16 protein-coding genes are annotated in these 24,506 nt (G+C 42.2%); 5 read left to right on the plus strand and 11 right to left on the minus strand.

All coding sequences use genetic code 11. From position 1 onward, the window contains the following. Nucleotides 1-9: 9 nt before the first annotated feature. The 5 genes from SFV55_RS21230 to SFV55_RS21250 all read right to left on the minus strand — a co-directional run bounded on the left by SFV55_RS21230 (nt 10) and on the right by SFV55_RS21250 (nt 11,856). Nucleotides 10-1,560: a T9SS type A sorting domain-containing protein gene (locus SFV55_RS21230; protein WP_320031561.1), complete on the minus strand. Its 1,551-nt coding sequence runs from the start codon at nt 1,558-1,560 to the stop codon at nt 10-12. A 65-nt stretch (nt 1,561-1,625) separates the two neighbouring features. Then, on the minus strand, nt 1,626-2,468 hold the full coding sequence (locus tag SFV55_RS21235; RefSeq protein WP_320031562.1) for an outer membrane beta-barrel protein: 843 nt from the start codon (nt 2,466-2,468) through the stop codon (nt 1,626-1,628). A gap of 23 nt (nt 2,469-2,491) precedes the next feature. Beyond that, the gene (locus tag SFV55_RS21240) at nt 2,492-3,628 is read right to left on the minus strand and encodes a helix-turn-helix domain-containing protein (RefSeq protein WP_320031563.1); all 1,137 of its coding nucleotides are present in this window, start codon (nt 3,626-3,628) and stop codon (nt 2,492-2,494) included. Nucleotides 3,629-3,783: 155 nt separating this feature from the next. Then, complete coding sequence (locus SFV55_RS21245; protein WP_320031564.1) at nt 3,784-7,815, minus strand: two-component regulator propeller domain-containing protein; 4,032 nt, start codon at nt 7,813-7,815, stop codon at nt 3,784-3,786. Between the two features lie 12 nt (nt 7,816-7,827). Next, entirely contained in the window at nt 7,828-11,856 is a 4,029-nt protein-coding gene (locus SFV55_RS21250) for a two-component regulator propeller domain-containing protein (RefSeq protein WP_320031565.1), read from the minus strand. Nucleotides 11,857-12,071: 215 nt separating this feature from the next. Here SFV55_RS21250 and SFV55_RS21255 point away from each other — a divergent pair, with 215 nt between their 5' ends. Further along, nucleotides 12,072-12,986, plus strand: coding sequence for a J domain-containing protein (locus tag SFV55_RS21255; RefSeq protein ID WP_320031566.1), 915 nt, complete (start codon nt 12,072-12,074; stop codon nt 12,984-12,986). 14 nt (nt 12,987-13,000) lie between these two features. Here SFV55_RS21255 and SFV55_RS21260 read toward each other — a convergent pair whose 3' ends face one another. After that, nucleotides 13,001-13,270: a hypothetical protein gene (locus tag SFV55_RS21260; RefSeq protein ID WP_320031567.1), complete on the minus strand. Its 270-nt coding sequence runs from the start codon at nt 13,268-13,270 to the stop codon at nt 13,001-13,003. Nucleotides 13,271-13,404: 134 nt separating this feature from the next. Here SFV55_RS21260 and SFV55_RS21265 point away from each other — a divergent pair, with 134 nt between their 5' ends. Then, nucleotides 13,405-13,914, plus strand: coding sequence for a YdeI/OmpD-associated family protein (locus SFV55_RS21265; RefSeq protein WP_320031568.1), 510 nt, complete (start codon nt 13,405-13,407; stop codon nt 13,912-13,914). 20 nt (nt 13,915-13,934) lie between these two features. After that, complete coding sequence (locus SFV55_RS21270) at nt 13,935-15,122, plus strand: TlpA disulfide reductase family protein (protein WP_320031569.1); 1,188 nt, start codon at nt 13,935-13,937, stop codon at nt 15,120-15,122. 33 nt (nt 15,123-15,155) lie between these two features. Here the strand turns inward: SFV55_RS21270 and SFV55_RS21275 are convergent, their stop codons facing one another. Both SFV55_RS21275 and SFV55_RS21280 read right to left on the minus strand, forming a co-directional pair. Continuing rightward, complete coding sequence (locus tag SFV55_RS21275; RefSeq protein ID WP_320031570.1) at nt 15,156-15,920, minus strand: DUF3667 domain-containing protein; 765 nt, start codon at nt 15,918-15,920, stop codon at nt 15,156-15,158. A gap of 186 nt (nt 15,921-16,106) precedes the next feature. Further along, nucleotides 16,107-18,011 (minus strand): sialate O-acetylesterase, encoded by a 1,905-nt coding sequence (locus tag SFV55_RS21280; protein ID WP_320031571.1) that lies wholly within the window; start codon nt 18,009-18,011, stop codon nt 16,107-16,109. A gap of 121 nt (nt 18,012-18,132) precedes the next feature. Here SFV55_RS21280 and SFV55_RS21285 point away from each other — a divergent pair, with 121 nt between their 5' ends. Continuing rightward, complete coding sequence (locus tag SFV55_RS21285; protein WP_320031572.1) at nt 18,133-19,374, plus strand: serine hydrolase domain-containing protein; 1,242 nt, start codon at nt 18,133-18,135, stop codon at nt 19,372-19,374. On the opposite strand, the gene SFV55_RS21290 is transcribed toward SFV55_RS21285, so the two are convergent. The 3 genes from SFV55_RS21290 to SFV55_RS21300 all read right to left on the minus strand — a co-directional run bounded on the left by SFV55_RS21290 (nt 19,369) and on the right by SFV55_RS21300 (nt 23,276). Next, nucleotides 19,369-20,247 (minus strand): SDR family NAD(P)-dependent oxidoreductase, encoded by an 879-nt coding sequence (locus tag SFV55_RS21290; RefSeq protein WP_320031573.1) that lies wholly within the window; start codon nt 20,245-20,247, stop codon nt 19,369-19,371. The genes SFV55_RS21285 and SFV55_RS21290 overlap by 6 nt on opposite strands. Nucleotides 20,248-20,253: 6 nt before the next feature. Next, nucleotides 20,254-21,723, minus strand: a complete 1,470-nt coding sequence (dnaA, locus tag SFV55_RS21295) for a chromosomal replication initiator protein DnaA (RefSeq protein WP_320031574.1) — start codon at nt 21,721-21,723, stop codon at nt 20,254-20,256. A gap of 482 nt (nt 21,724-22,205) precedes the next feature. After that, complete coding sequence (locus tag SFV55_RS21300; protein ID WP_320031575.1) at nt 22,206-23,276, minus strand: LacI family DNA-binding transcriptional regulator; 1,071 nt, start codon at nt 23,274-23,276, stop codon at nt 22,206-22,208. Nucleotides 23,277-23,518: 242 nt separating this feature from the next. Between SFV55_RS21300 and SFV55_RS21305 the strand changes: the two genes are divergently transcribed. Beyond that, nucleotides 23,519-24,478 (plus strand): ROK family protein, encoded by a 960-nt coding sequence (locus SFV55_RS21305; protein WP_320031576.1) that lies wholly within the window; start codon nt 23,519-23,521, stop codon nt 24,476-24,478. Nucleotides 24,479-24,506: the final 28 nt, after the last annotated feature.

A 24,506-nucleotide genomic window follows, 5' to 3' on the forward strand; every position in this document is an offset into this window, starting at 1 on the left:
AGGCATAGTTTATTCTACAATCAGGGGGAGTGTTTTTTCCACTTCGTTCATCTTGATGCGTACAGTATAAAGGCCTGCAACATTAAGTTGTCCCGTGTAGAAATAATAGGTACTTCCTTCCAACAAGCGTTGCTGAATTAATTTCCCTTGAGCATCATGAATTTGAAGGGTAGCTGATTCTGGCTTTTGTAAACCAAGCTCCACATTGAAAAAATGGTTTTTCCCAACAGGATTGGGGTACAACAAAAGCTTTTCCAAAAAGCCGTTTACAGAGGGAGTAGTGAGTGTGTCGCGATCCTGGGCAAAAACCCAGTTGCTTGGATCTGGCCCTGCACTAATCCCGAAAGTAAATACATCTTTACCCGATTGGTCTTCATCCCAGAGCACTTTCGAAAAGGTAGCTCTGCCCTCCCCAGAAATGGAAGAAACAGGCACAAATTCAAGGTTGCTGGTTGAAAATTTACCATTCCCACTGCGATCAATAATCAACCAATAATGCGCTGTTGGGGAAATGGTAGTTCTGACTTTGCCAAAATCGAAGGCAAGCATGGTTGGGATTTTTGGGGAAGCTTCACCAAAACCGTCCATTGTCCATTTGCGCAAAACAGTAGCGTAGTTTCCAGAATTATCCCGAACAAGTTTAAGGTTAGCACCATCATCACCCCAAATGAGAAAGTTATTATTGGGAAAATCTGCCAAATTTTCCTGGTTGCTCGGGGCGATTTTTTGGGCAGCAATCACCAATAAACCAGGATCATAGCTACTTGTGGACTGTTTTTGGTACAAATCAGAAGCGTCGTCTCGACCTATGCCCGCCACATTGAAGTAAGCTGGCGCGTTTTTGAAGCCATCCCATATGACCTCTTTTTGGGAATTGAGGTAGAGGGAAGGGCCATTTTGAAAAAGGGTAAGTCCATACTTAAGGGCCAGGTAAGATTCAACTTTAGAGCGTTCTATGGGGGTAAGTACACGATCAAAAATGATAATTTCCGGAATCAATCCGGTGAAATTGGTAAGGGGCAGGTGTTCGTGCTCAGGTGATGCTCCAAAGTGCAGGGTAGTGTAACGGGGTTTATCTGATGGATTCTTTTTGTATTGGGTAAAAGTATTGATCCGAGGTATGTCAATTTTTTGCGGTGCATAATTGAAGTATTTTCTTGATTCAAGGTCAGCCAGGCGATGAGTACTCAAGATCAATCCTGGGTCCCCAATAATGTCAAAATACCAAATAGATTTTTCCAAATAGGCATTGTCAGGTTGATAAACAGTGAATATGGTTAATTGAGACAGGTCAACCTTCCCCAATAATAATGAAGGTTCAGCATTATTCACTACATTAAAACTACAGTTGTAATTTAAACTCCTCTGCATCGAAGTTGGCCTTTGGGAAAAGGAGCTCTTGCTCTCTTCAGGAAGTTTATTTTCCCAGAGTGATTGTTCGGAGTTGATTTGTTTGGATACGATCCAGAATTTCACTCCACTTACCGCACCTGGGCTGGGTTGTGCAATCGCCTTTAAAGCAATCAAATAGACTATTAGAATAATTTTTGACTTCTTCATGCCTTAAAAATTTTGCTGTGGAACCGAACTTAGAAAGTTTGGAAAATCACCAGATCCATATGTTTTTAATTGAATCTTGGAAAAATTATTCCAATACTCAATTCTATATAACTTGCCTTTACCAAAGACTCCTTACCACCCAGATTGGCATTCTTCGTTTCCAACAAGTCTTTAAATCCTAAATAGTAGCGCAAGTCTAGGTTCAATGGATTCAATTTAGAGTCTTCACCACCATCCCATCCGATTCCTCCGAATAAGGATATATTATTAAGGCCTCTATATGTGTCACGATATGTTGATCTGATATTTAATAAGGTGGATGGGTCAATATCTGTGGAACCGAGATTTATTTTGTCATCTGCGGTTATTAATGATACCTGCCCACCAAGGATGACATGAATACCAGATTCTACTACATTTTGTCTGCTATAATCCAAATATATTTTAGCGAGGGTGCTAATGTTTAGATATTCGTAATTCAATTGGTAAAATAAATCTGAATTGTAAGAGGTAGACTTATACATAAGATCATAATCCTTTATCGGGTCACCCTGAATTCTAAAGGAATAGGAAATTTCATTCTGCCATGCAAACCGTTCTTGATTGGGCCTTTTATAAAAAAAAACACTCAAATTGGCACCATATCGGTATTTACTTTCGTGGATACAATTGGTTTCCATTGCTTTGTAAAATGAGCTCAAAAGGTCGTCCTTCCGAAAAGAAAAATATTGACCGCCTCCTTTAAGACCAATCAACCAGGTCCCCTCTGGTGCTTGGGCGTGTAGCATAAGGGGTAAATTTATTACCACAAAAAAAACAAATGGGATTAAATGAGAAAGTTTTATAAAAATAGATCTCATTGGAAATGAATTAAATATGATTAAATCAACTTTTAACAAACCTATCATTTTGTAGGCTTTGCGATTTTCACCTAACCCGCATCCTCTTTAACTTTACCCGCATTTTTGCGCATTTCACTCGGGCTTTTCCCAAACTGCCGTTTGAAGCAGGTGGAAAAATGCGGTACATCTTTAAATCCCACATCCAGCGCCACCTCCGTGATGCTTTTGTTTGGGTCCTTCAAAAGATGGTAAGCTTTGCTTAAGCGGTAGTGCCGGATGTATTGTTCGGTAGTAAGTCCGGTAATCTCTTTGATGCGTCGGGTAGTTTGAGAAGGGCTCAGGTAAATGTGTTTGGCCAGGTCTTGGACGCCCACTGCTTCATTGGCGTAGTTTTTAATTAGGAAATCATCCACTTGCTGTATGAAAATTTCCTGTTCCTTTTTTTTGAACTCCACCAATGGCTCAACCGCAACATAGCGTGCCACATTCGGCTGAATAATCATCGGATCCGTTTTTGCCTCAGCCATCATTTTATGCTTTTGCAACAAGGTCAAAGCCCAGGAAAAACAAATGACATCCAGAAAAATCCCCACCTTCATGTGGTAAAAATAAAAGGTGCCCCAAGGAGTGGGAAAAGCCCGAATGATATCTGGAATGATCTCATACCATGCGGTGTATTCGGTAAGTATTGCCGATAGCATACCTCCAACTAAAAATAAACAGCCCAACAAAATGAGTTTTTGGTACAAATGAATGGCCCGGCGACGCAAAAAGACAATGGCTATAAGCATTAACGGGAACATCAGAATCCTGGAAATTTGATACACCTGGTTGGCTGAAGTGAATCCAAGTCCGATTTGAAGCCCAATATTCAAAACCAGTAAGACCAAATAAATTATAGCAAAGCCTCTAAAAATGAGGAACAATCGAGGGGCATGAGCTTGAAAATTCAATACTTTAGCCAGAAATAAAATGTAAGCGATCAAACTCAGATATGTCAGGGGGGTATCCCAGCGCAATGGTAAATCCGGCAGATAGGGATACCCATGATCCCGGGCTATATCAATTAAAAATTGACGTAAGTAATGTAAATCAGCGGCAATAAGATATCCAATGTACCATGGAGTGGCTGCATCGCGTGTATTGCGCCATTGTGCAAAAGCTACATATGCACAAAAGAACAATAGCGTAATGAGACAAATCATGAAAAAGGATATTGCTTCCATAGTCGCATTTTTTAGATCATCAGGTAGCCAGGATATCCATAGCTTCACTCGATGCTGCGACCAAGGTATTCAGCCCTCAAAAAATAGACGGCTACCATTGTTCATTTCATCACTACTATTGTTCACACCACCAAAATACAATTACAAAAAATTGATTATCTTCTATTTATAATCTCACTCGGCCGTTCCCCAAACTCCTCAAAATACCTTTCCGAAAAATACTTCGGGTCATTGTACCCCACTGCATAAGCCACTTCCGATACATTCATACTCGTAGTCTCAAGCAGGCCCCTACCCTTCTGTACCCGAAACTGGTTGATCACCTCCGTAGTGGACAAATTGGTCAACGCTTTGAGTTTGTTGTGCAACTGGGTTCGTCCCATACCCATCGCTCTTTGAAATTGTGGCGACTTAAATTCTGCTTCGGTATAGTTTTGTTCCAATACCTGCCGCACCTTTTGGATGAACTCATCTTCTTTTTGCAAGTTGATGTCTTCAGAAGGCTCAGGTATCTGGGTGATGGAGGCATAACGTTTTTGCAGTTTTGCTCTGCTTACAATCAGGTTTTCCAGCCGCACCAAAAGCTCTTCCTTATTAAACGGCTTGGCCAGGTAATCGTCCGCTCCTCTGCGCAAACCCTGAATCCGGGATTCTACGTCTGCTTTAGCGGTGAGCAAGATGATGGGAATATGGCTGGTGGCCTCATCGTCTTTCAAGGTTGAGGTTACAGCAAACCCATCCTTAATCGGCATCATCACATCACTAATGATGGCATCGGGCACCATTGCGATGGCTTTTTGGATGCCTTCTTCTCCGTTGATTGCCGCTAAAACCTGATAACGATCAGCCAAACAAGCCTGTAAGTAATGTACCACATCCGCATTGTCTTCAATTATCAACACGCGCAGTTTATTTTCTTTTTCACTTGGGGAGGCAAACACAAGTGGTTTATCGTCATGACCAGTCACTACATCCAATGTTTGAAAATTCGATTCTTCTACAAGTTTAGCTTCTTGGTGAATAGGCAATTGAAGTGTGAAAATTGTGCCTTTCCCGGGTTCACTTTCCACGGATATTGTCCCTTGAAGATGGCGAATCATTTCCCGAACCAGGGCCAGCCCAATTCCAGTACCTTCTGCTCTCCGAGTTGTAGAATCATCCACCTGGTAAAAGCGATCAAAAATATGCGGCAACTTATCCTCAGCAATACCGATACCCGTATCTCGCAATTTGAGCTCCAGTGCCCCACCTAAATCTGCCACCTGGTCCACCTGCAAATAAATCTGACCATTTGAAGGTGTAAACTTGATGGAGTTGGACAGCAGGTTGTTCATGATTCGCAACAGTTTTTCTGGGTCGTAGTCCATTACAACAGATTCTTTTTTAACCAAAAAATGCATTTCCAATGCTTTGCTGGCCGCCAAAGAATGAAACGAATCAAAAATGTAGCGAAGATAGGCCACGATGTCTCCTTGTATCCAGTGGCTATTCATTTTACCCGTTTCTAATTTGCTCAGGTCCAGCATTTGGTTGATCAGATCGAGCAATTGTTGGCCGTTGCGCTGAATCATACTAGTGCCCGGTTCCAGCCATTTTTCAGGGGCAATGCGAATTTGGTCATTGGCACCTAAAATTGCAGTTAAAGGGGTGCGAAATTCATGGGTTATATTGGCGTATAGGTTGGTTTTGAGGGTGTCCAACTCCTTGAGTCGTTCTGCTTCCCGTTGTTCCATTTGCAACTGAATCCGTAAACGTAAACGGTCGCGTTGATAACGGAATATACTCATTACCACACCAAAAAAGACCAAAATGTAAAATGAATACGCCCACCAAGTTCGGTACCATGGAGGACGAATGATAATTTGGAGGGTGGCTCCTTTTTTATTCCAAATTCCATCACCGTTGGCTGCGATGACTTGAAAGGTGTAATGACCGGGTGGGACGCGGGTGTAGGTAGCGGTGCGTGCTGCAGCATTGGTATTTATCCAATTTTCACTGTACCCTTTTAACCTGTATTTATAAACCGTCTTCCCAGGAGCAAAAAAATCTAAGGCTACAAATTTTAACACAAAAGAATTGTGTCTATAAGATAACTTAATCCGATTTTGGGCTAAGTCTGCATGGTAGTTGTGTCTATCGCCCTCAGTCATTTTTCCTAACAATTGAAAATCAATTAGGTGAACACCAGGTGGATCTGTATTCAATTTCGAAATAAGGTCTTTCGGGTAAAAACGGACAAAGCTGTTGATGCCTCCAAAAAAAAGTTCTCCATCATATGCTTGGTGTACAGCTAACCCAACATACTCAGAATCATATAAACCATCTTCTGGCGAAAATTTTAACACTCGTTTGTTGTGGGGATTATACATCCAAATACCAAAATTATGGGTAAACCATAAATTACCTTCGGTATCCTCCTGCACAACGCCTACGCCTTCATTGGGAAAATAGTGTTCAAATTTTTCCTGAACCGGATTATATTTGTTGAGCCCCCCCGTTCCAGTAGCAATCCAGATGTTCTGATCTTTGCTTTCAATGATACTTAAAATGGAATTAGAGTTAATACCCTTGTAGCTTTTTTCATCGTATAAAAATTGCTCCATTTTAAGTGTGCTTGGCTTAATTTGTTGAGTGCTTTTAGGGCAATCGAATCTGTTCACTCCACCTCGAGTACCTATCCACATTTTGTGGTGAGAATCCAGTAAGAACGAACGAACTTCGTTGTGCAACAAGCCATAAGGGTTATCAAGAAAAAACGGAAAATTGGTGATTTTGTTAATCTTATTATCTTTCAAATCAAGGATACTAAATCCGTTCTTTGTTCCTACCCATAGTCCACCATATTTATCTTGATACAAAGCCCAAATATAATTGTCGGTCAAACCATTATTTTTATTCAATTCATCCAATAAAACCGCTTCTTCATTCTTCCTAAATTGTATTTTCAAGAGTCCATGCAAATCTGTTCCAATCCAAAAGAAGCCGTTTCTATCCTTTAAAATGCAATTCACTCCAAAATTTGTAAAATCTCCTATTTTGATGCGATTTACTTCACTCTCCTTTACTTTCATCAACCCTATCTCTCCTGCACCAAACAATACATCTCCATTTTTTTCCTTAAAGAAAGCTCGAGTGCCTACTCCTAAAAAATGGGCAGTTGTGATTTTTTTTGGTTTCAATTGAATTAATCCACGGCCTTCTGTACCCAACCAAACGATTCCAGAACGATCATAAAAGATACTTACTACTGAGGATAAAACCGTATTCGAAAGTTTTGCAACCTGATGGACTATCTTTTTTTGTACTGGTTCAACAACATTAAGGCCTAGGCTAGTGCTGAGCCAAATTTTTCCAGCAATATAAGTCGCACAGAAATGGTAATTATCCTTTAGATCCGAGTGACTCTTTATTGAAATCACTTCTTTTTGAGTCATAGCTGTATCTAAAATTACGGTTCCTTCGCCTTGTGTAAGTATCCAGGTTTCCTCATTTTCCAAATTTAAAATATCTGATACAGGGGCTTTTAGATTTTGAACTAAACTGATTTTACCAGATTGATTCATCAGGTAAACACCTCCCGTATGTGTTCCAATCCATAAGCGTTTTTTGTGATCAAAAGACAAACTGGTGATTTTTCCTTCCAGTTTTGGATCTCCATGTTTAGTGCTTAAAAAATAAGTTTTAAATTGTTTAGACCGGGGGTTATACTCGTTTAAACCATATTCTGTTCCTATCCAAATGTTTCCCTGATGATCAACTTCAATGTCGCTCAAAAAGTTATTGGATAAACTGTTGGATTTATTCAAGGCTCTGAAATATTCAAATTCTTCTTTATACGGGTCAAATCGATTTAAACCTTCACCAAAAGTCCCAATCCACATTATTCCTTGCTTGTCAAAGCAAGCAGTCGTGATATTTACACTACTTGGCCCTTTAGTATTTGAAAATGGTGTGTGGTAATAATTTGTGAATTCAAATCCATCATATTTGGAAATGCCGTTTTCGGTAGCTAGCCATATAAAGCCACGTTTATCTTGAATTACTTTTTCGATTACATTTACTGGAAGTCCTTCTGCTGTTGTGTAGAATCTATGAGCCAACTCAACAGGGTTTTGCGCCCTGATCAGAGATTCTCGCAAAAAAGTCAGATCAACAAGAATGAAAATGATCAATAGCTTCCAATTCATTTTACTTTAAAATCAGTGCTTGTTTCGCAATTGGCTAGGCCTTTCTCCAAACTCCTCCATATACCTTTCCGAAAAATACTTCGGATCATTGTACCCCACCGCATAAGCCACTTCCGAAACATTCATACTCGTGGTCTCAAGCAGCACTTTACCTTTTTGTACCCGGAACTGGTTGATGACTTCAGTAGTAGATAAGTTGGTCAGTGCCTTGAGCTTGTTGTGTAACTGGGTTCGCCCCATCCCCATCGCTCTTTGAAATTGTGGCGACTTAAATTCTGCTTCGGTATAGTTTTGTTCCAATACCTCTCGCACCTTTTGGATGAACTCATCCTCTTTTTGCAAGTTAATGTCCTCTGAAGGCTCAGGAATCTGGGTGATGGAGGCATAACGTTTTTGCAGCTTGGCCCTGTTTACAATCAGGTTCTCTAGCCGCACCAAAAGTTCTTCTTTGTGAAACGGCTTGGCCAGGTAATCGTCCGCTCCTCTGCGCAAACCCTGAATCCGGGATTCAATGTCCGCCTTAGCTGTAAGCAAAATGATGGGAATATGGCTGGTGGCCTCATGGTCTTTCAAGGTTGAGGTCACTGCAAAACCATCTTTAATTGGCATCATCACATCACTAATGATGGCATCGGGCACCCTTTCAATGGCCTTTTGAATACCTTCTTCTCCGTTGATTGCCACTAGTACTTGGTAGCGATTAGCCAAACAAGCCTGTAAATAATGCACTACATCCGCATTGTCCTCAATTATCAACACACAAGGTTTATTTTCCTCTTCACTTTGGGGGGCAATCACAAGGAGGGGATCGTCATTTCGGGTGACTACATCCAATGTCTGGAAATTCAATGCTTCGACAAGTTTAGCTTCCCTGTGAATAGGCAATTGAATGGTAAATATTGTGCCTACCCCGGGTTCACTTTCCACAACTAATGTCCCTTGTAAATGCCGAACCATTTCTCTTACCAGAGCAAGGCCGATTCCAGTGCCTTCCGCTCCACGGGTTGTAGAATCATCCACCTGATAAAAGCGATCGAAGATATACGGAAGATTATCCTCAGTAATACCAATACCTGTGTCTCGCAATTTGATCTCTATTGCCCCGCCTAAATCAGCCACTTGGTCAACCTGTAAATAAATCTGGCCTGCAGAAGGTGTAAATTTAATGGCGTTGGACAGCAGGTTGTTCAAAATGAGCAATATTTTCTCGGAGTCATAATCCATTACAATTGCCTCTTTTTTGGCCAAAAAATGCAGCCCGATAGATTTGCTTTCTGCCAAGGAATGGAAGGAATCAAAGAGGTAACGTAAGTATTCCACAATATTTCCCTGAATCCAGTGGATAGGCATATTCCCTGTTTCCAACTTTCGTAAATCCAGCATTTGATTGATTAGGTTCAACAATTGTTTGCCATTGCGTCGAATCATTTCCGTGCCAGGTTTCACCCATTGCTCGGGCTCCTGAGCTATCTGGTCGTTTGCCCCTAGAATAACCGTAAGTGGAGTCCTGAATTCATGCGTAATATTGGTATAAAGGCTCGTTTTGACCGCATCCAATTCTTTGAGCCGTTCCGCTTCGCGTTGTTCCATCTGCAATCGGGCTTGTAAAAGCCAGCGCTCTTGTTGGTATCTGAATACGCCAAGTATAATCCCAACAAAAGTAATAACATAAAGTAAGTAAGCCCACCATGTCCTCCACCAGGGAGGTAGAATGATGATTTGGATGGAACATGTTTTTTCATTCCAAACACCATCTGCATTGGATGCTTTGACCTGAAGCGTATATTTACCTGGGTTGAGGTTGGTAAAAGTTATCTGTCCTTGATTGCCAATATATTGCCAATTTTCATCAAAACCTCCCAGTTTATAAGCGTAATGATTTTTTTGGGGATTGGCATAATGGGTTCCAGCATATTTAAATCCAATAATTTTGAAACGATATGGCAGTACAATTTTTTTGATGGTTGATATGGATTCGGGGAGCAAGTAATCTTCCCTAGTCGCTTTTTCATCTTTTTTAATGCTTACAGCTTTGTTGGACACCAAAAAATCAGTGAATACAACATTTGGCACCACTGGGTCTGGCCGGATGCTATCTGGATGAAAAATGTCAAGCCCTTGTGGTCCTTCAAAAAACAAGTGACCAGTATATGGGCTTTGGTAATAACTAAAAGCGTCGTAACCATCATTGAGCAGGCCATCCTTTTGGGTGTAGTTGGTAAATTTTTCGGTTTTGGGATTGAATTTCACGATACCTCGAAAGGTAGAAAGCCAGAGGTTGCCTTTTTTATCTGGTAGTACGCAGAAAACGGTATTGTCGATGAGCCCATTTTTGGTGGTATAGTGGGTGAATTTTTGGGTGCGTTGATTGAACTTGTTTAGGCCTCCACCATAGGTTCCAATCCAGAGATTGTTGTTTTCGCCTTCGTAAATATCAAAAGCCGTACTTTCGCTCATACTATTGGGGTTTTTAGGTTCATGCTTGTAGTTTATAAATCGATCATGTTTGGAATCGTAACGGTTGCTCCCCCCTCTGGTCCCTACCCATAAATTTTTGCTTCGGTCTAAATAAAGGTTTCTAGTAAATCTAATCGGGACTTCTTGATCAATATAATGCCTGAAAGTTTTTGTTTTTTCTTCAAAACGATCCACCCCATTGTACCATGTCGCCAGCCAAATCTGCCCTTCTTTATCCTGAATAATATCTCGGATGATGTTATTGTTGAGTGAAGACTTATCTTGAGGATTGTTTTTGAAGTGTTCATATGTCATGTTTTTTTTGTCCAAAACAAATACTCCGCCAGCGCTGGTGCCCATCCATAATCTTTGTTGTCTGTCTTCAAAAAAACAAATGACACCACTTTGCCAATCTTCTTTATCAAAATCAGGCTGGTAGGGAAAGGGCTCCCTTGTTTGCTTCTTCCAATCCAAAATTTCTAATCTATTTTCTCCCCACAAAAGTAGCTGGCCTGGTGATTCTTCATAAAAAGTTCTTAACTTATGGGTATTGTTAATTAAACCTGAAGCATAGTTTTTAATATTTGTAAATTGTTCCCGTGTGTTAAATTTAAATAAGCCCTTCACTGTGCCAGCCCATGCAATCCCGGATCGGTCTTTGAACAAACATTGAATGTTATCGTTACTGATACTCGAATCATCATTGGGGTCGTGCAAATAGCGATGATTTTTTTGGGTATAGGGATCAAATCTAATCAAACCCTTGCTGCCTGCAAGCCACAGTTGATTGTTCGGAAGTACAATGATGTTACGATATACCTCTCTTTCTGTGGACGTATTCAAAGTATAGACCTTGGTTTTTCGGCTGTTAAAATCAAAATAGACCAAGTGGTTACTTAATCCCAACCAAAGGCCTTTTTTCTTTTCAGGTGCAATCGATTTGACATATTGGTCACTTAATTTGCTGTTGAGTGTCGTTTTTTGATGTTTTTTTGTCTTTGGATCATAAGCAATTATCGCATTTTTAGATCCGAGCCAAATTAATCCAGAATCATCTACATAAAAAGCATTGAAATGATCGTCAGAGGGAAGCCTTCCAGGTAATGCAAATTCTTGTAATTGGTTTAAAACTGGATCGAAGTTATACAAGCGGGTATCTGAATTAATTAACCATAATTTTCCGGTTTTATCAATCAATATAGCTGAAATATCAATTTCCGAATCAGCAAAATAGGCATAGAATTTTTCAGTTTTTCGATCATAATAATTCAATCCAGTCTGGGTGCCTATCCATAAATTGCCTTTTTTATCCTCTGCCATACATTGTACTCTGTTGTCGTTGAGGCTAAAGGTATCTTGGGGCTCGTAATAAAACCATTTCGCTTCGTGCCCATCAAACCTCGCCAAACCCGCCAATCCACCAACCCAAATAAAACCTTGGCTATCTTGATAAATGGACAAAATAGACGAAGGAGTAAATTTTTGGTCAACGCCTAGTCTATCAAATGCCACATGGCGATTTTGGGCAAAACTGGGTGAAAAATAAAAAAAGAAAAGAAAAAAGGAATAGGATATTTGCTTCATAACCGCTTTTTCTAGCATAATTACATTTTGAAATCGACGGATCATTGCTAGCCCTAAATATCTCATTTATTTCTCCTTATGTCAAGTGCCTGTCAAAGGGTGTATAGCCGAAAATGGTCCCACCCCACTAACAATTATCATTTCCCCACCTTCAAATCATTTGCATTTTCCCGCCAAAATACCTACCTTAAACAGATGAAACTAAAACAAACCAGATGGAATTCATCGATTACTACAAAATACTAGGTATCCCCCCAACCGCTTCCGATACCGAAATCAAAAGCGCTTACCGCAAACTGGCCAGAAAATACCATCCAGACTTGAATCCAAACAACAAAGAAGCCGAAAAAAAATTCAAGGAAGCCAACGAAGCCAATGAAGTACTGAGTGACCCCGAAAAAAGGAAAAAGTACGACGCCTACGGGAAAGACTGGCAACACGCCGATGAAATAGAAAGGGCCAGACAACAAGAACGTCAACAATACCAACAGCGGCAATCAGGCAGGCGATTCAGCGAAGAAGAATTTGCAGGGAGCGATTTTTCAGATTTTTTTGAATACTTGTTCAGGGACGAAATGAGGAGTAGTCGTAGCAATCGAAACACCAGATTCAGAGGGCAAGATTTGCACGCAGAGTTGCACCTCGATTTAACCGATGTGTACCACAGCCACCATCGAACATTGACGGTCAATGGCAAAAACATCCGGCTTACCATCCCAGCTGGAGTCGAAAATGAACAAACCATCAAAATAGCAGAGCATGGAGCTCCAGGAGCAAATGGCGGGCCCAATGGTGATTTGTACCTCACGTTTTTGATTGCAGACCATCCACAATTCAAAAGGGAAGGCAGCAATTTGTACACCACTGTGGAGTTGGATTTGTATACCGCCTTATTAGGAGGAGAATTGACCATCGACACCCTGGATGGCAAAGTCAAATTAAAGGTTGCACCCGAAACCCAAAGTGGCACCAAGGTCAAATTAAAAGGCAAAGGTTTTCCCGTGTACAAACAAGCCAATACCTTCGGTGATTTGTACCTCATCTATCAAGTTGTGTTACCGACCAGACTTACTGAACAGGAAAAAGCCTTGTTTGGTGAACTGGCCAAAATGAGAGACTTTGGAAACTAATAATTGCCATTTGCTTAAAAAATCAAATCCACCATCACTACACCATTCTCTCGGTCTTCCCCTTGCACCTCAGCTACGGTAAAATAGATGGCATAAGCTTCGTCATCCACTTCTTCACTTTCCATTAGGGGATCTTTTTCAGAATAGAGTATATCAAGGTCGTCACCGGCCTTGGGCAGGCCAGGATACAATTTTTCAATACGCCAGGTCAGCAATTGCATACAATGGCCGATCATTTCTTCAGGCATTCCTGCTTCCTCGGCATTGGTCAATACAATTTCCATTGCTTGTAATTTAGGTGTTTTAAAATACAGGAGTTACATTCAAACAAATATAAAACCTTTTTTTGGGGTAACAATTTTTTGGAGTAAACGCACAATCCGAATCCATCTTTATCTTTGCTCCAAATCAATCAACTATGTCTTCTCTGCCCCTCGTTGACAATCAATTTTTAATCGAAAAAAGGGCTGCGCAAAGTGGGTTTGACATGAGCAATTGGACCTATGTGATTATCCCTGGTATTCCCCCTGAATACAAAGCTCGAGGGGGCACCATCCGGGTACGCGGGTTCATTGATTCCTACGAGCTCAAGCAGTACAACTTGCTGCCCATGAAAGACCAGCGGATGTTTTTGCCCTTGAACACAACTGTCCGCAAAAAAATTGGTAAAAAAGAGGGGGACTACGTTCATGTCGTTTTGTTTCAGGATGTTTCGCCACTTGTAATTCCAGAGGATATTTTGGCTTGTTTGCTGGATGCCCCTTTAGCAAATCAGTTTTTTTTATCCCTTTCGGAAAGCAACCAGAAATATTACATTGACTGGATCGAGGGCGCAAAAAAAATGGAAACCAAGGTGGAGCGGATTCAAAAAGCCATTGAACGCCTGGAAAATGGTTTAAAATTTTACGATTGGGTCAATCAGGAATAAAATACTTTAGAACTTAGACTATGAAGTGGATCGTTTATTTGGTTTTTACATTGCTGGCACAGCCTTTCAGTTGCACTGCTCAAGCACCCATCTACGGAAAAATCACCTTTGCCCCAAATGATCAATGGGCTCCTACCCTCTTTTTGATTCAACCACGTAGCCTGGATGAGGTAGCGAGCAGTTTTTTGGGGCAGGTTATCGATTCAGCAAAGGTAAAAGCTGATGGTAGTTTTGTTTTTGAAAAACTCCCGGATAGTCCGGAGCCGATGTTACTCGAATTGGCTGTGCAAAAAAAAGGCGAGCAGTTTGTTAATCGACTGACCAATGAGAACCCTGGCAGCGACAATTATTGCCCCTTCGTCTGGAAAAATGGGCTCAAACTTAAAGTGAGTGCCTCGATCGCTCAATTCCAAAGCAGTTTTAGCATCGAAAATCCTTCCCCCGAAAATGTGGCCTTGCTGAAATTAAGAGACATTCGCCGAGCCGCTTTTCAACAGTTCCTATCCAAAAATAAAGACGATGAGCATGAGGAAGCGAAATTGCTCGAAGTCGAGGGGGCAAAGTTGAATTTTCAAAAAACATTGATGGATTTCGCGCAACAAAACGACCAACTGCTGCCTGCTCTTTTAGCCATTCGTTGGGTGAGCACCAATCAGGATTACGAACGAATCCCCGAATTTCTATTTTCCCAATGTCAAAAATGGCAAAGCCAATACCCAAGCCATCCCTGGGTAGCTCAATTGTGCCAAAAATGCGATCGGAAACGCCTGCCAGTGCTAATTGGAGACAAGTTACCCGATGCGCTACTGCCCATGCTGGCTGGAGATACCCTCGCCCTTGCTCAACTTGTGGGCAAACGCCGTTTGACCCTTTTGGACATTTGGGCTTCCTGGTGTGCACCTTGTCGGCGCGAAAACCGTGATTTTCTGGTGCCTTTGTGGGAACAACACCACAAAACTGGCTTTGAAATCATCGCTTACGCCCTGGATGCCAGCCCAGCAGCCTGGAAAAAAGCCATTGACGCCGATGGTGCCTACCGTTGGGTACATGCTTCACACCTGCGGGGAGATGACGCTCCTTTGATGGAGGCACTGCGCATTCAAACGATTCCCGCCAATTTTTTGTTAGACGCAGATGGAAAGGTGATTGCTAAAAATTTGTATGGCAATGAGTTGATAAACTTCGTAGCGCAATACCTTAGGGAATGAGCCAGACGATCAATCCAAACAGGCTTTACACCCTTATTGTTTTTGCCAAAAAATATAGGGAATAAGGACAATTGAAGCCACAATTGCAAACAAAAACATACTCAAAAGATAGATCAAAATCACTTTAAAAAAGGTAGCCAGCCAGCCTTGCTTGAATAACATACGAATGGCGTAAGTATAATACAATATCATAATCAGCATACTCAGGGTAGAAATCAATTCAATATTCAGGTTGAACAGGAGAACGGGTATAAACACAATGGAAGCCTGGGCACTGAAGTAAGCATTGGCCACCAGGTGTTCTGCGTAGTTGAACTCAGATTTTTTGAAAAACCACCAGGTAAAGATGGCAAACAAAGGGATGTACAAAATGGAAACCAGCTGAAAGTTTTGTTTCATCAAATCGTTGTACAAACGGCCAAATTCACTTGCTTTTTGGTCATCAGCTGAGTGCATGAAGTTGTCCATACCTGCCACTTGTTGATCGTAAAAGCCCAATCCAATATAGATCAAGGCAGAAACAGCCGTCCAAAAGATCAGGTACTTGAAGGGAGAGCTGTATTTAATCGTTTTCCCAGCAAGGTAATCCAATACAACCCGATCGGGCTTTTTAAACAACATCAAAAAAGTGTAAATCAGCCCATGATCCACATTGCTGATCTGGTTAAACACATCATCAAAAATTGCGCGCATGGTGAAGCGACGCTGGATCACTTTTTGGCCACACTGTGCACAATAAATGCCAGTAATTGGTGCTGCACAAGACTTGCAGTGGAGGGTGTCTACTTGATCTTCCATCGTTGTGGTTTCTTGACACAAGATAGATTTATTCGTGTTTTGTTCAAAAATGGAATCAAATCTAAATGGTAAAACATATACCCTAAAGGCATTCTTCGAAAAAGAAGAACAATCTTTTAGACAAGCTCTTAGGGTATATGCTACCATTCGGAAGTATTGAAAACGAAGTTCAATTATAGCAATCCCTTACTTGAACAACTTCTGAGCAATGGTTGCCAGATACAATTTGCAATTCATCCAGGTATGCCCACCATCGGAAATAAAGGCTTCGTGTTTGATGCTTTTTTGCTTCAATACCTCCATGTATTTCTGATTTACTGCATACAGGCCATCGTCTTTGCCCACCCCGATCCAAAACAATTTGAGCATTTTGTTGGTCTGCTCAGGATTGGCAAACATGCCCGCATTGTTGCGCTCAAATTCGTTTTCTAGCATGCCAGGTGCGAATCCACACACATAACTGAATTTGTCCAGGTTGTTTAACCCAAAGTACAAAGTGGTACCACCGCCTCCCGAAAACCCGGCAATTGCCCGGCTGTCTTTATCGGTTTTGGTTCGATAGTTTTTCTCCACAAAAGGCATCAGGTTATCAAAAAAGTCAGGTCTGAATTCCTGAAGGTTATCCCAGTTGCGGAGGCTGCCCGAAGATTTGCTGATTTTTGGATACGCCCGGCCATAAGGCATCACAATAATCATGGGTTCGGCCTTACCTTCAGCAATCAAATTGTCGAGGATGATATTGGCACGCCCAACCTTGGTCCAGGTTTCTTCGGTATCCGTGGTTCCATGCAACAAATACAATACCGGGTACTTCTTTTTCGGGTTTTCCTCGTAACCCGGCGGCGTGTAAATCACTACCGGGCGAATACCCAATGCCGGCGAATTGTAGTACCGGTAGGAGACCGTACCATGGGGCACATTTTTAAGCGTATGCACCAATGGGCTACTCCCGGTAACTTCCAAAATGCTGTTCTGAAAGCCCTCATTGGGGAAAATAGCAGAGTTTTTGGGGTCAGCCATCTGAATACCATCAACATTGAAGGCATAGGGATACATGTCGGGTTTTACAGGCCCTAAGGTAACTGTCCAAAGCCCTTTGTCATCTCTTTGCATGGCCACGGGAGCCTTTTCAAATTGTGCATTGATCTTCACCTCTTTGGCATTGGGTGCCCAAAGCCTGAAACTGACTTTTCCATCGGAATAAACTTCGGGGGAAACAAAAGTGGGTTGGGCTTCAATATTTATGCCCATCGAAAACAACATCCGGGAGGCGTATCTTCTCCCAAATCTCCGAATGGCTTCAGCGGTGAAATGCAATTTATCGGGAACAGCCTCCAGGCCAGCAGATGAAATCACCATGGCCCGCGGGAGCGTTTGGGGCAAAGTGGCGATGATCTCATTCATACTGGCGCATCGTCCTCCCTGGTCGGCATTCACCAATTCACCCGCCAGGAGGGGAATGGAATTGGGGGCGAGTTTTAGGTCTGCGAGCAAGTCGTCGTAGATTTTTTTGACTTTTGTAGGCCAGGTTTTATCTCCTGTATTGGATTCACCCTGGTGCAACAAAATGCCTTTGATTACTCCTTTTTGTTGAGCGATTCTAGCCAGGTCAACCAGGCGTTGGTAGGGGTTTCCGCCATAGGCGTCGGCCATTTTAATCATCCAGGGCCTGGAGGCCGCCGAAGTATCCAAATAGGTCTTGTACAGTACCTTGTCAAATATTTCAATCTTGCTCCCCGCTACCGCAACGTGCACCAAACCAAGGCTGATGTTTTCCGGCAAATACTGGATCATGGTACGGCCAAAATAATCAGCAGGTGACAGGCGGGTATTGCAGCGGCAAAGGGGCGGTTTCGCGTCGTACCAGTTGCCCATGCTTCGACCCAATTCAGGGCAATCCATGGCTGAAAGCAATTTAAACCTTTTATTGCTGATGGTATCCTGTGGGCCAATTGCTGCCGGCCCCTCCATATTGGACTGACCAATACACAGGTAAATGTGAAAATTTGGGTCTTGCGCAAACCCCCTTTGCGCAAATAGACTTAACCCCATTCCAAGCAGAATGAGTAAAATGTTAGTTGTCTGTTTCATAGTTATAGTTTATCAATAAATGTAAATTTAATTTTTATTTTTGATTCAATCGACGCTTCAAATTTGTTTTCTTTTTCACAAAAATTGCCCGATTTTGTTAAAACTCAAAATTTGAACCATCATGCGTAATTATTTTTTATTGGTCCTTTTTTTGTTTCCTGTATCCGTATTTTTTTCCCAATCTCAATCAGCCACCCGGCTTAGCACCTCAAAAAAGTTCAAAACCCTGGACAGCTTGCTGCAAAGCGAAGTAAACGGAGACAAGATTCCAGGTGCAGTGATTCAGGTCAAAAAGGGCAAACAGGTTCTTTTTCAGCGGGCTTACGGACTTTCCCAAAAATACAATGCTCAGCATCAACTCCTCTCCAATCCTGAGCTTACTTCACTGGAACACCTGTACGACCTGGCGTCCCTGACCAAGGTGGTGGGCACCACTACTGCAATTATGTTGCTGGTGGATCAAAAGCAAATAGGATTGGATGATCCCGTGGGCAAATATGTTCCTGCATTCACCCGAGCTGAAAAAAGCCAAATCACCATCAGGCACTTGCTTAGCCATTCGTCCGGACTACGGGAATGGTATCCCCTGTATTACCGGGCCTCCAATAAACAGGAGACCTATCAACTCATCGGAGAACTGCCCCTCGCTTTTCCAGTTGGTAAGCAGCGCCGCTACAGTGATTTAGGTTTTGTACTACTTGGGCAAATCATTGAGCAGGTGTCCAAGCTACCATTGGAGCAATTTCTGGATCAACAGGTATTTAAACCACTGGGGATGCTCCACACTACTTATAACCCTTTGAGAAAGGGGAGTTTTAACAAAATTGCCGCCACTTCCCATGGAAATCCCTACGAAAAAAGAATGGTTTATGATCCTTCACTTGGTTTTACGGTGAAAGAAATTGACCCCAAACAATGGGACGGCTGGCGCAATTATACCCTAAAAGGTGAAGTAAACGATGGCAATACCTGGTATGCCAATGGAGGTATTTCGGGCGCTGCGGGTTTGTTTTCCACTGTGGGTGATTTACAAAAATTGGTGGATATGCTTCAGGCAAAAGGTAAGATTGGCGAGCGACAATTTATTTCTGCTCAAACCATCGAACAATTTTTGTACAAAGACCAATTCAACAACGGCTTGGGTTGGATGATGGACCCAGCTAATCCAGTCATGAAAAACGCTCCTACAGGCACTTTTGCCCATACCGGCTTCACGGGGACCAGCATTGTGGTGGTGCCACAGTCGAACATTTCGGTGATTATGCTCATCAACCGGCAGAACATGGGCTTGTCAGCCAAAGGCACCTATTACGACCTCGGACCATTGCGCCAAAAAGTTATCGCTGCCGTATTAAAACTATAGAGTCTTTTTAAATTTCAATTGGAAATTGATGATGGCGTGTCGAAGGGAATCGGGCAAGAAGCGCACCATCCAGTGCATCAACTTTGAATCAGCTCCAATAAAGTATTTAAGCCTGGGTTTGCGGCTTTCCAGTACTTTTTTATAAACCAAAGCTGCTGATTTCGAGCTTAGCCCATTGTTTTCCAATTTGTTGGAAAGCTGCAGTGCAGATACAATATTGTCATGATACAGCAAAGCTCCTTCAGGAGTCAATTGCTGTAGGGTATTGGTGATGCTTTCCTCAGCTCGGTTCCAGATTTCCGTCTTTACAGCCCCTGGCAAAATGGCCGAACAATAAATATTTTGAGGCGCCAACTCAAATCGAATAGATTCTGTAAATCCTAAGATTGCAAACTTGGCAGCATTGTAAAATTGGATAAAGGGGAAAGATGATATGCTGCCCGCTGAGCCAATATTGATGATTCTTGCGCTTGATCCACTAGTCTGTACATATTTGCGCAATAAAGGAATACATGCTTTACAAAGTTTAGCCATTCCCCAAAAATGGGTTTCCATCAGGTGTTTTGCATCTGCCTCATCAAATAACTCGGTAGCTGTTCCGATACAGCTACCCGCATTGTTGATGAGGGCGTACAAACCATTTTCTCCAACAGTTTTGGCTATTTCTTTACATGCATCCTCGATGGCTGTGTTTTGAGTCACATCGAGTTGCAAAGGAATGATCTGGGCATGATGGTATTGTTGCCATTGCTGAAATGCCAGTTCGGTTCTGACTCCGGCAAAAATGGTAAAACCTGATTCAGCCAATAGCCTTACTGTGGCAGCTCCGATTCCAGATGAAGTGCCAGTGATCAAGACATATTTCTGATGCATGTAAAACTACTTTTCGCTCAAACTCATGCGAATCTTTTTTTCCAGGTCGCTCACTGTTTCCTTGAAAAATGGATCCGTTTCCATCAAATCCTGTACGGTACGGCAAGAATAAATTACCGTGCTGTGGTCTCGGCCCCCAAATACTTCTCCCAATGCTTTCAAGGATCGGTCGGTCATGTTTTTGGCCAGGTACATACTCAATTGACGAGCAATCACAATGGAGCGCTTGCGGGTTTTACCGTTGAGGGTCTCTACCGGTACTTTGAAATACTCCGCAACGAGTTTTTGAATAAACTCAACAGTGATTTCTTTATTGATTTCGGTTACAAAATTCCGTACAACTTCCTTTGCCAAATCAATGTCGATTTCGCGGCGGTTCAAAGAAGATTGTGCGATCAAACTGATCAGCACTCCTTCCAGTTCGCGGATGTTATTTTTGATGTTGTAACAAATGAATTCAGTGACATCCTGAGCTATTTCAACTCCTTCCATCATCATCTTGTGTTCCAGGATGGCGATGCGGGTTTCGAGATCTGGTGCCTGTAAGTCAGCGGAAAGGCCCCATTTAAAACGGGAGATCAGCCGCTCTTCCATATCCTGTAAGTCCTTGGGAGGGCGGTCAGAAGTCAAAATGATTTGTTTGCCGTTTTGGTGAAGCTGGTTAAAAATATGAAAGAAAATATCCTGGGTTTTTTTCTTGCCCTCCAAAAATTGAATGTCGTCGACAATCAATACATCGATGTGTTGGTAAAAAGTGACTACATCATTGATGGCATTGTTCTTGATGCCAGCAATGATTTGGTTGGTGAATTTTTCGGATGAAACGTAAAGTACAGTTTTAGCCGGGAATTTTTCCAAAATCTCGTTGCCAATGGCTTGAGCCAGGTGGGTTTTCCCCAAACCTACATTGCCAAAAATGACTAGTGGATTAAAAGAAGTTTGTCCTGGTTTGCGCGAAATGGCAAAACCAGCAGAACGAGCCAGGCGATTGCAATCCCCTTCAATGTAATTGTCGAATCGATAGCCTGGATTCAATTGGGGATCCACCTTCATCTTTTTTATCCCTGGAATTACAAAGGGGTTTTTGATGGAGTCGGTATCTACGTTATTGTAATAGGGCAATTGGTCAGAAAGCGACACATTGCTGGAATTGCTGGAATTTAGTTTTTCAAAGCCGTTGCCATTCCCAGCAAAATTTTTTCGTTTTTCATCTTCACGAGCGTCATTTACCAAAATTTGGTATTCCAGGCGCGCCTTGTCGCCCAGTTGACTACGGATACTTGTTTTGAGCAATGAAACATAATGCTCCTCTAACCATTCATAAAAGTACTTATTAGGTACTTGAATGGTCAGTGCATTACCATCGAGCCGTACGGGCTTGATTGGCTCAAACCAAGTTCTGAATGCCTGCATATTCACATTGTTGCGAATGTTTTGCAGACAGCTCTCCCACACTGTAGCATGATCTTTAACCATTCTCCAGAATCTTTCGCCAAAGGCGTTAAACAATAAATAGTCTCAATTTGAAAAAGAGAGCGTATCAGTAAGTTAATAAAAAAGGTGAGTTTGTTCAAGAGCTTTAGCCTCGCAAATTGTACAAACCGTTTCCTCTATCAGAGGGATACAAAGATGGAAAAAAGAATCCGTTTAGGGAAATCCATTCGTCGACTTTTTTCTGATTGAATGAGCAAAAAAACTGGAACTCCCTGTAAACCTATGGGCTCTGGGTTAAAATATTTTTTTTTGGCTTATGTCCCGTCCTGGAATTTCAGGACGCTGAATAATTGTTCAAAATTTTTTGTTGCCTGCCTTAGGAACGACAAAAAAATAAGTATTCATTTTGTCAAAGAATTAGACAAATAAACGGTTCATTTCAAGTGTCTTGTTAATCCTGTGGCTTAGCAAAAATACATACCTGATTTTTCCTCCCTGTTTAGGTTTTAATGCAATTTCTTGCTTTAATTCCCTTGCTCTCTTTGCAAGTAATAGACCGCGTTTTCGGCAACCACAATGTCCAGAGGTAGGTGTTGAACCCGAGGTAATTGTTTTTTAAAAATAAAATAATCAGTCAGGTTTTTAATGGCCAGGTAACCTTGATAGCTGGCATTTTGGTTGATTAAAAAATCAATTTTACCTATCTGCAAAAAGTGTAGGTTATTGGGTAAAAGATCGTAACCAAGGAGAGGTAAATGCGCTTGGGAAAGGTTTTGAATGGCCTCAACCAATTTATAAGCTCTGGAGTTAGTAACAAACACTGTTTTTATGTCAGCGTATTGTTGGAGAAGCTCGTTCAGTAAGGTCTCCAAACGTTTTAAATCGTCAAAATCCTCTACATCCTGCCGCAATACACTTAAGGAATCCTGGTTTTTTTGAGCCAGAAAATGGCGCAACCCCAGTTCCTTGTCCATGAGGTGTTTGGCATTTAAGGTTTCCTTATCCAGGTTAAGCAATAATACCCTGCCAGATCCATTCATTACCGTACTGAGCAGTTTGCCCGCCAATACTCCGCTCTGGTAAGAGTCCTGGCCAATGTAAGACATCACCTGGGGATGCTCCACATCCGTATTGACCAGGATAGTTGGTAATTCCATCTCGGCACAATGGTCTAATAACTCCATTGATTCCTTGAGGAAAATGGGGGGAAAAACCAAAGCGTCCGGTTTTTGGTCAATCAAAGTGAGTGCATTGCTCTTGAAATCCTGTGGACTGAACAAATCAAACATTTGTTCAAGCAAACTTACCCCATAATGCTTGACCGACTGCTGCGCCCGGCGCATTCCCAACAAGGGTAAATCCCAATATGGATCACTTTGGAATTGTGGCATCAAAACGCCAATCCTGATCACCCGATTGAAAGCTAATGTGCTGGCAATCAAGTTAGGTTCAAAATTCAAGGCTTGCATTACCTGCAGAACTTTTGCCTTTACCTCTACGGATACTCTACCCCGATCATGGATAACCCGATCCACCGTTCCCACCGAAACTCCAGCTTGCTTGGCAATGTCTTTGATGGTGACTCGTTTATCCATTACTTAAACAAAAATTAATCGCAAAATTAAATTTTAGGGTGTGCGCACACGCAAAGGTAGAAAAAAGTATGTGTTCGCAAACGCTAAAATTTTTTCTTGCGTGTGCGCACACACAATTTAAAAAAATATCTACCTTTGTCCCAAGTGAGGTAATTAAGATGAAAGCGCTTATTTTCGCTGCGCGTGTTGTTTCATATTTTGGCCACACGTTGAAGAAACTTCATCAAATAAGCTATCGTCAAGTGAAAAATAAGGCAGTCATTGGAATTGACATCGGCGGAACAGGCACTAAACTGGCCATCGTCGATGAAAATGGGCAAATCCTCGAGCGCAGTAGTTATGATACCCAATCACGGAAAGGTGCAGAACCTTTTATAGCAGGATTAACCGAGGCAGTAAATGAACTGCACAATCGGGTTGCTGCTTCAAGCGAAATAATCGGGATTGGAATTGGTACTCCGGCTTGCAATGAAATGGAAGGAACCATTACTGGTGCAGCCAATATGCCATTTCCAGATACGGAAACTGTTCCTGTCCGTCAATTGGTAGAGGAACGTTGTGGATTGGCTACTCGGTTGGCCAACGATGCCAACGTAGCGGCATTGGGTGAGGGCCAGTTTGGAGGTGCCCGTGAGATGAAAAACTATGCCTTGATTACCTTAGGGACGGGCGTAGGTTCTGGGGTCATTGTCGACGGAAAAATCGTCATTGGTCAACATGGGCTGGCCAGTGAGTTCGGCCATACCTTTGTAGTACGCGATGGGCGCAGTTGTGGCTGTGGGCAAAAAGGTTGTATTGAAACGTATGCGTCTGCTACAGGCATCAAACGTACAGTTTTTGAGTTGATGAGCACTTACACACTGGATAGTCCCTTGCGGAATTTCAGTTATCACCAACTAAGCGCCCGGGATATTACCCAGGCAGCCCAGGCAGGAGACTTTTTGGCTCAGGAAGCCTTCCGCTTAACGGGAGAAATCCTGGGTTATAAAATCGCCGACCTGATGGTTCTGTTTGATCCTAAGGCTGTTTTTTTGGCTGGAGGTTTGGCTCTGGCAGGATCGCTGATATTAGATCCGGCCCGCGAAAGTTTGGAAAAGCATACCATGCCCATGTTTAAAGGGAAATGTGAAATAAGGTTGTCAGAATTAGGAAGTGAAGATGCTGCCCTGCTGGGTGCTGCGTCGCTTATTTATAAGAGTTGAGAAATTGAGAAGCAATTGCCTTTGTTCT

Origin of the sequence: Haliscomenobacter sp. (assembly GCF_033763495.1) — a bacterium.
In the GTDB taxonomy this organism is placed as follows: domain Bacteria; phylum Bacteroidota; class Bacteroidia; order Chitinophagales; family Saprospiraceae; genus Haliscomenobacter.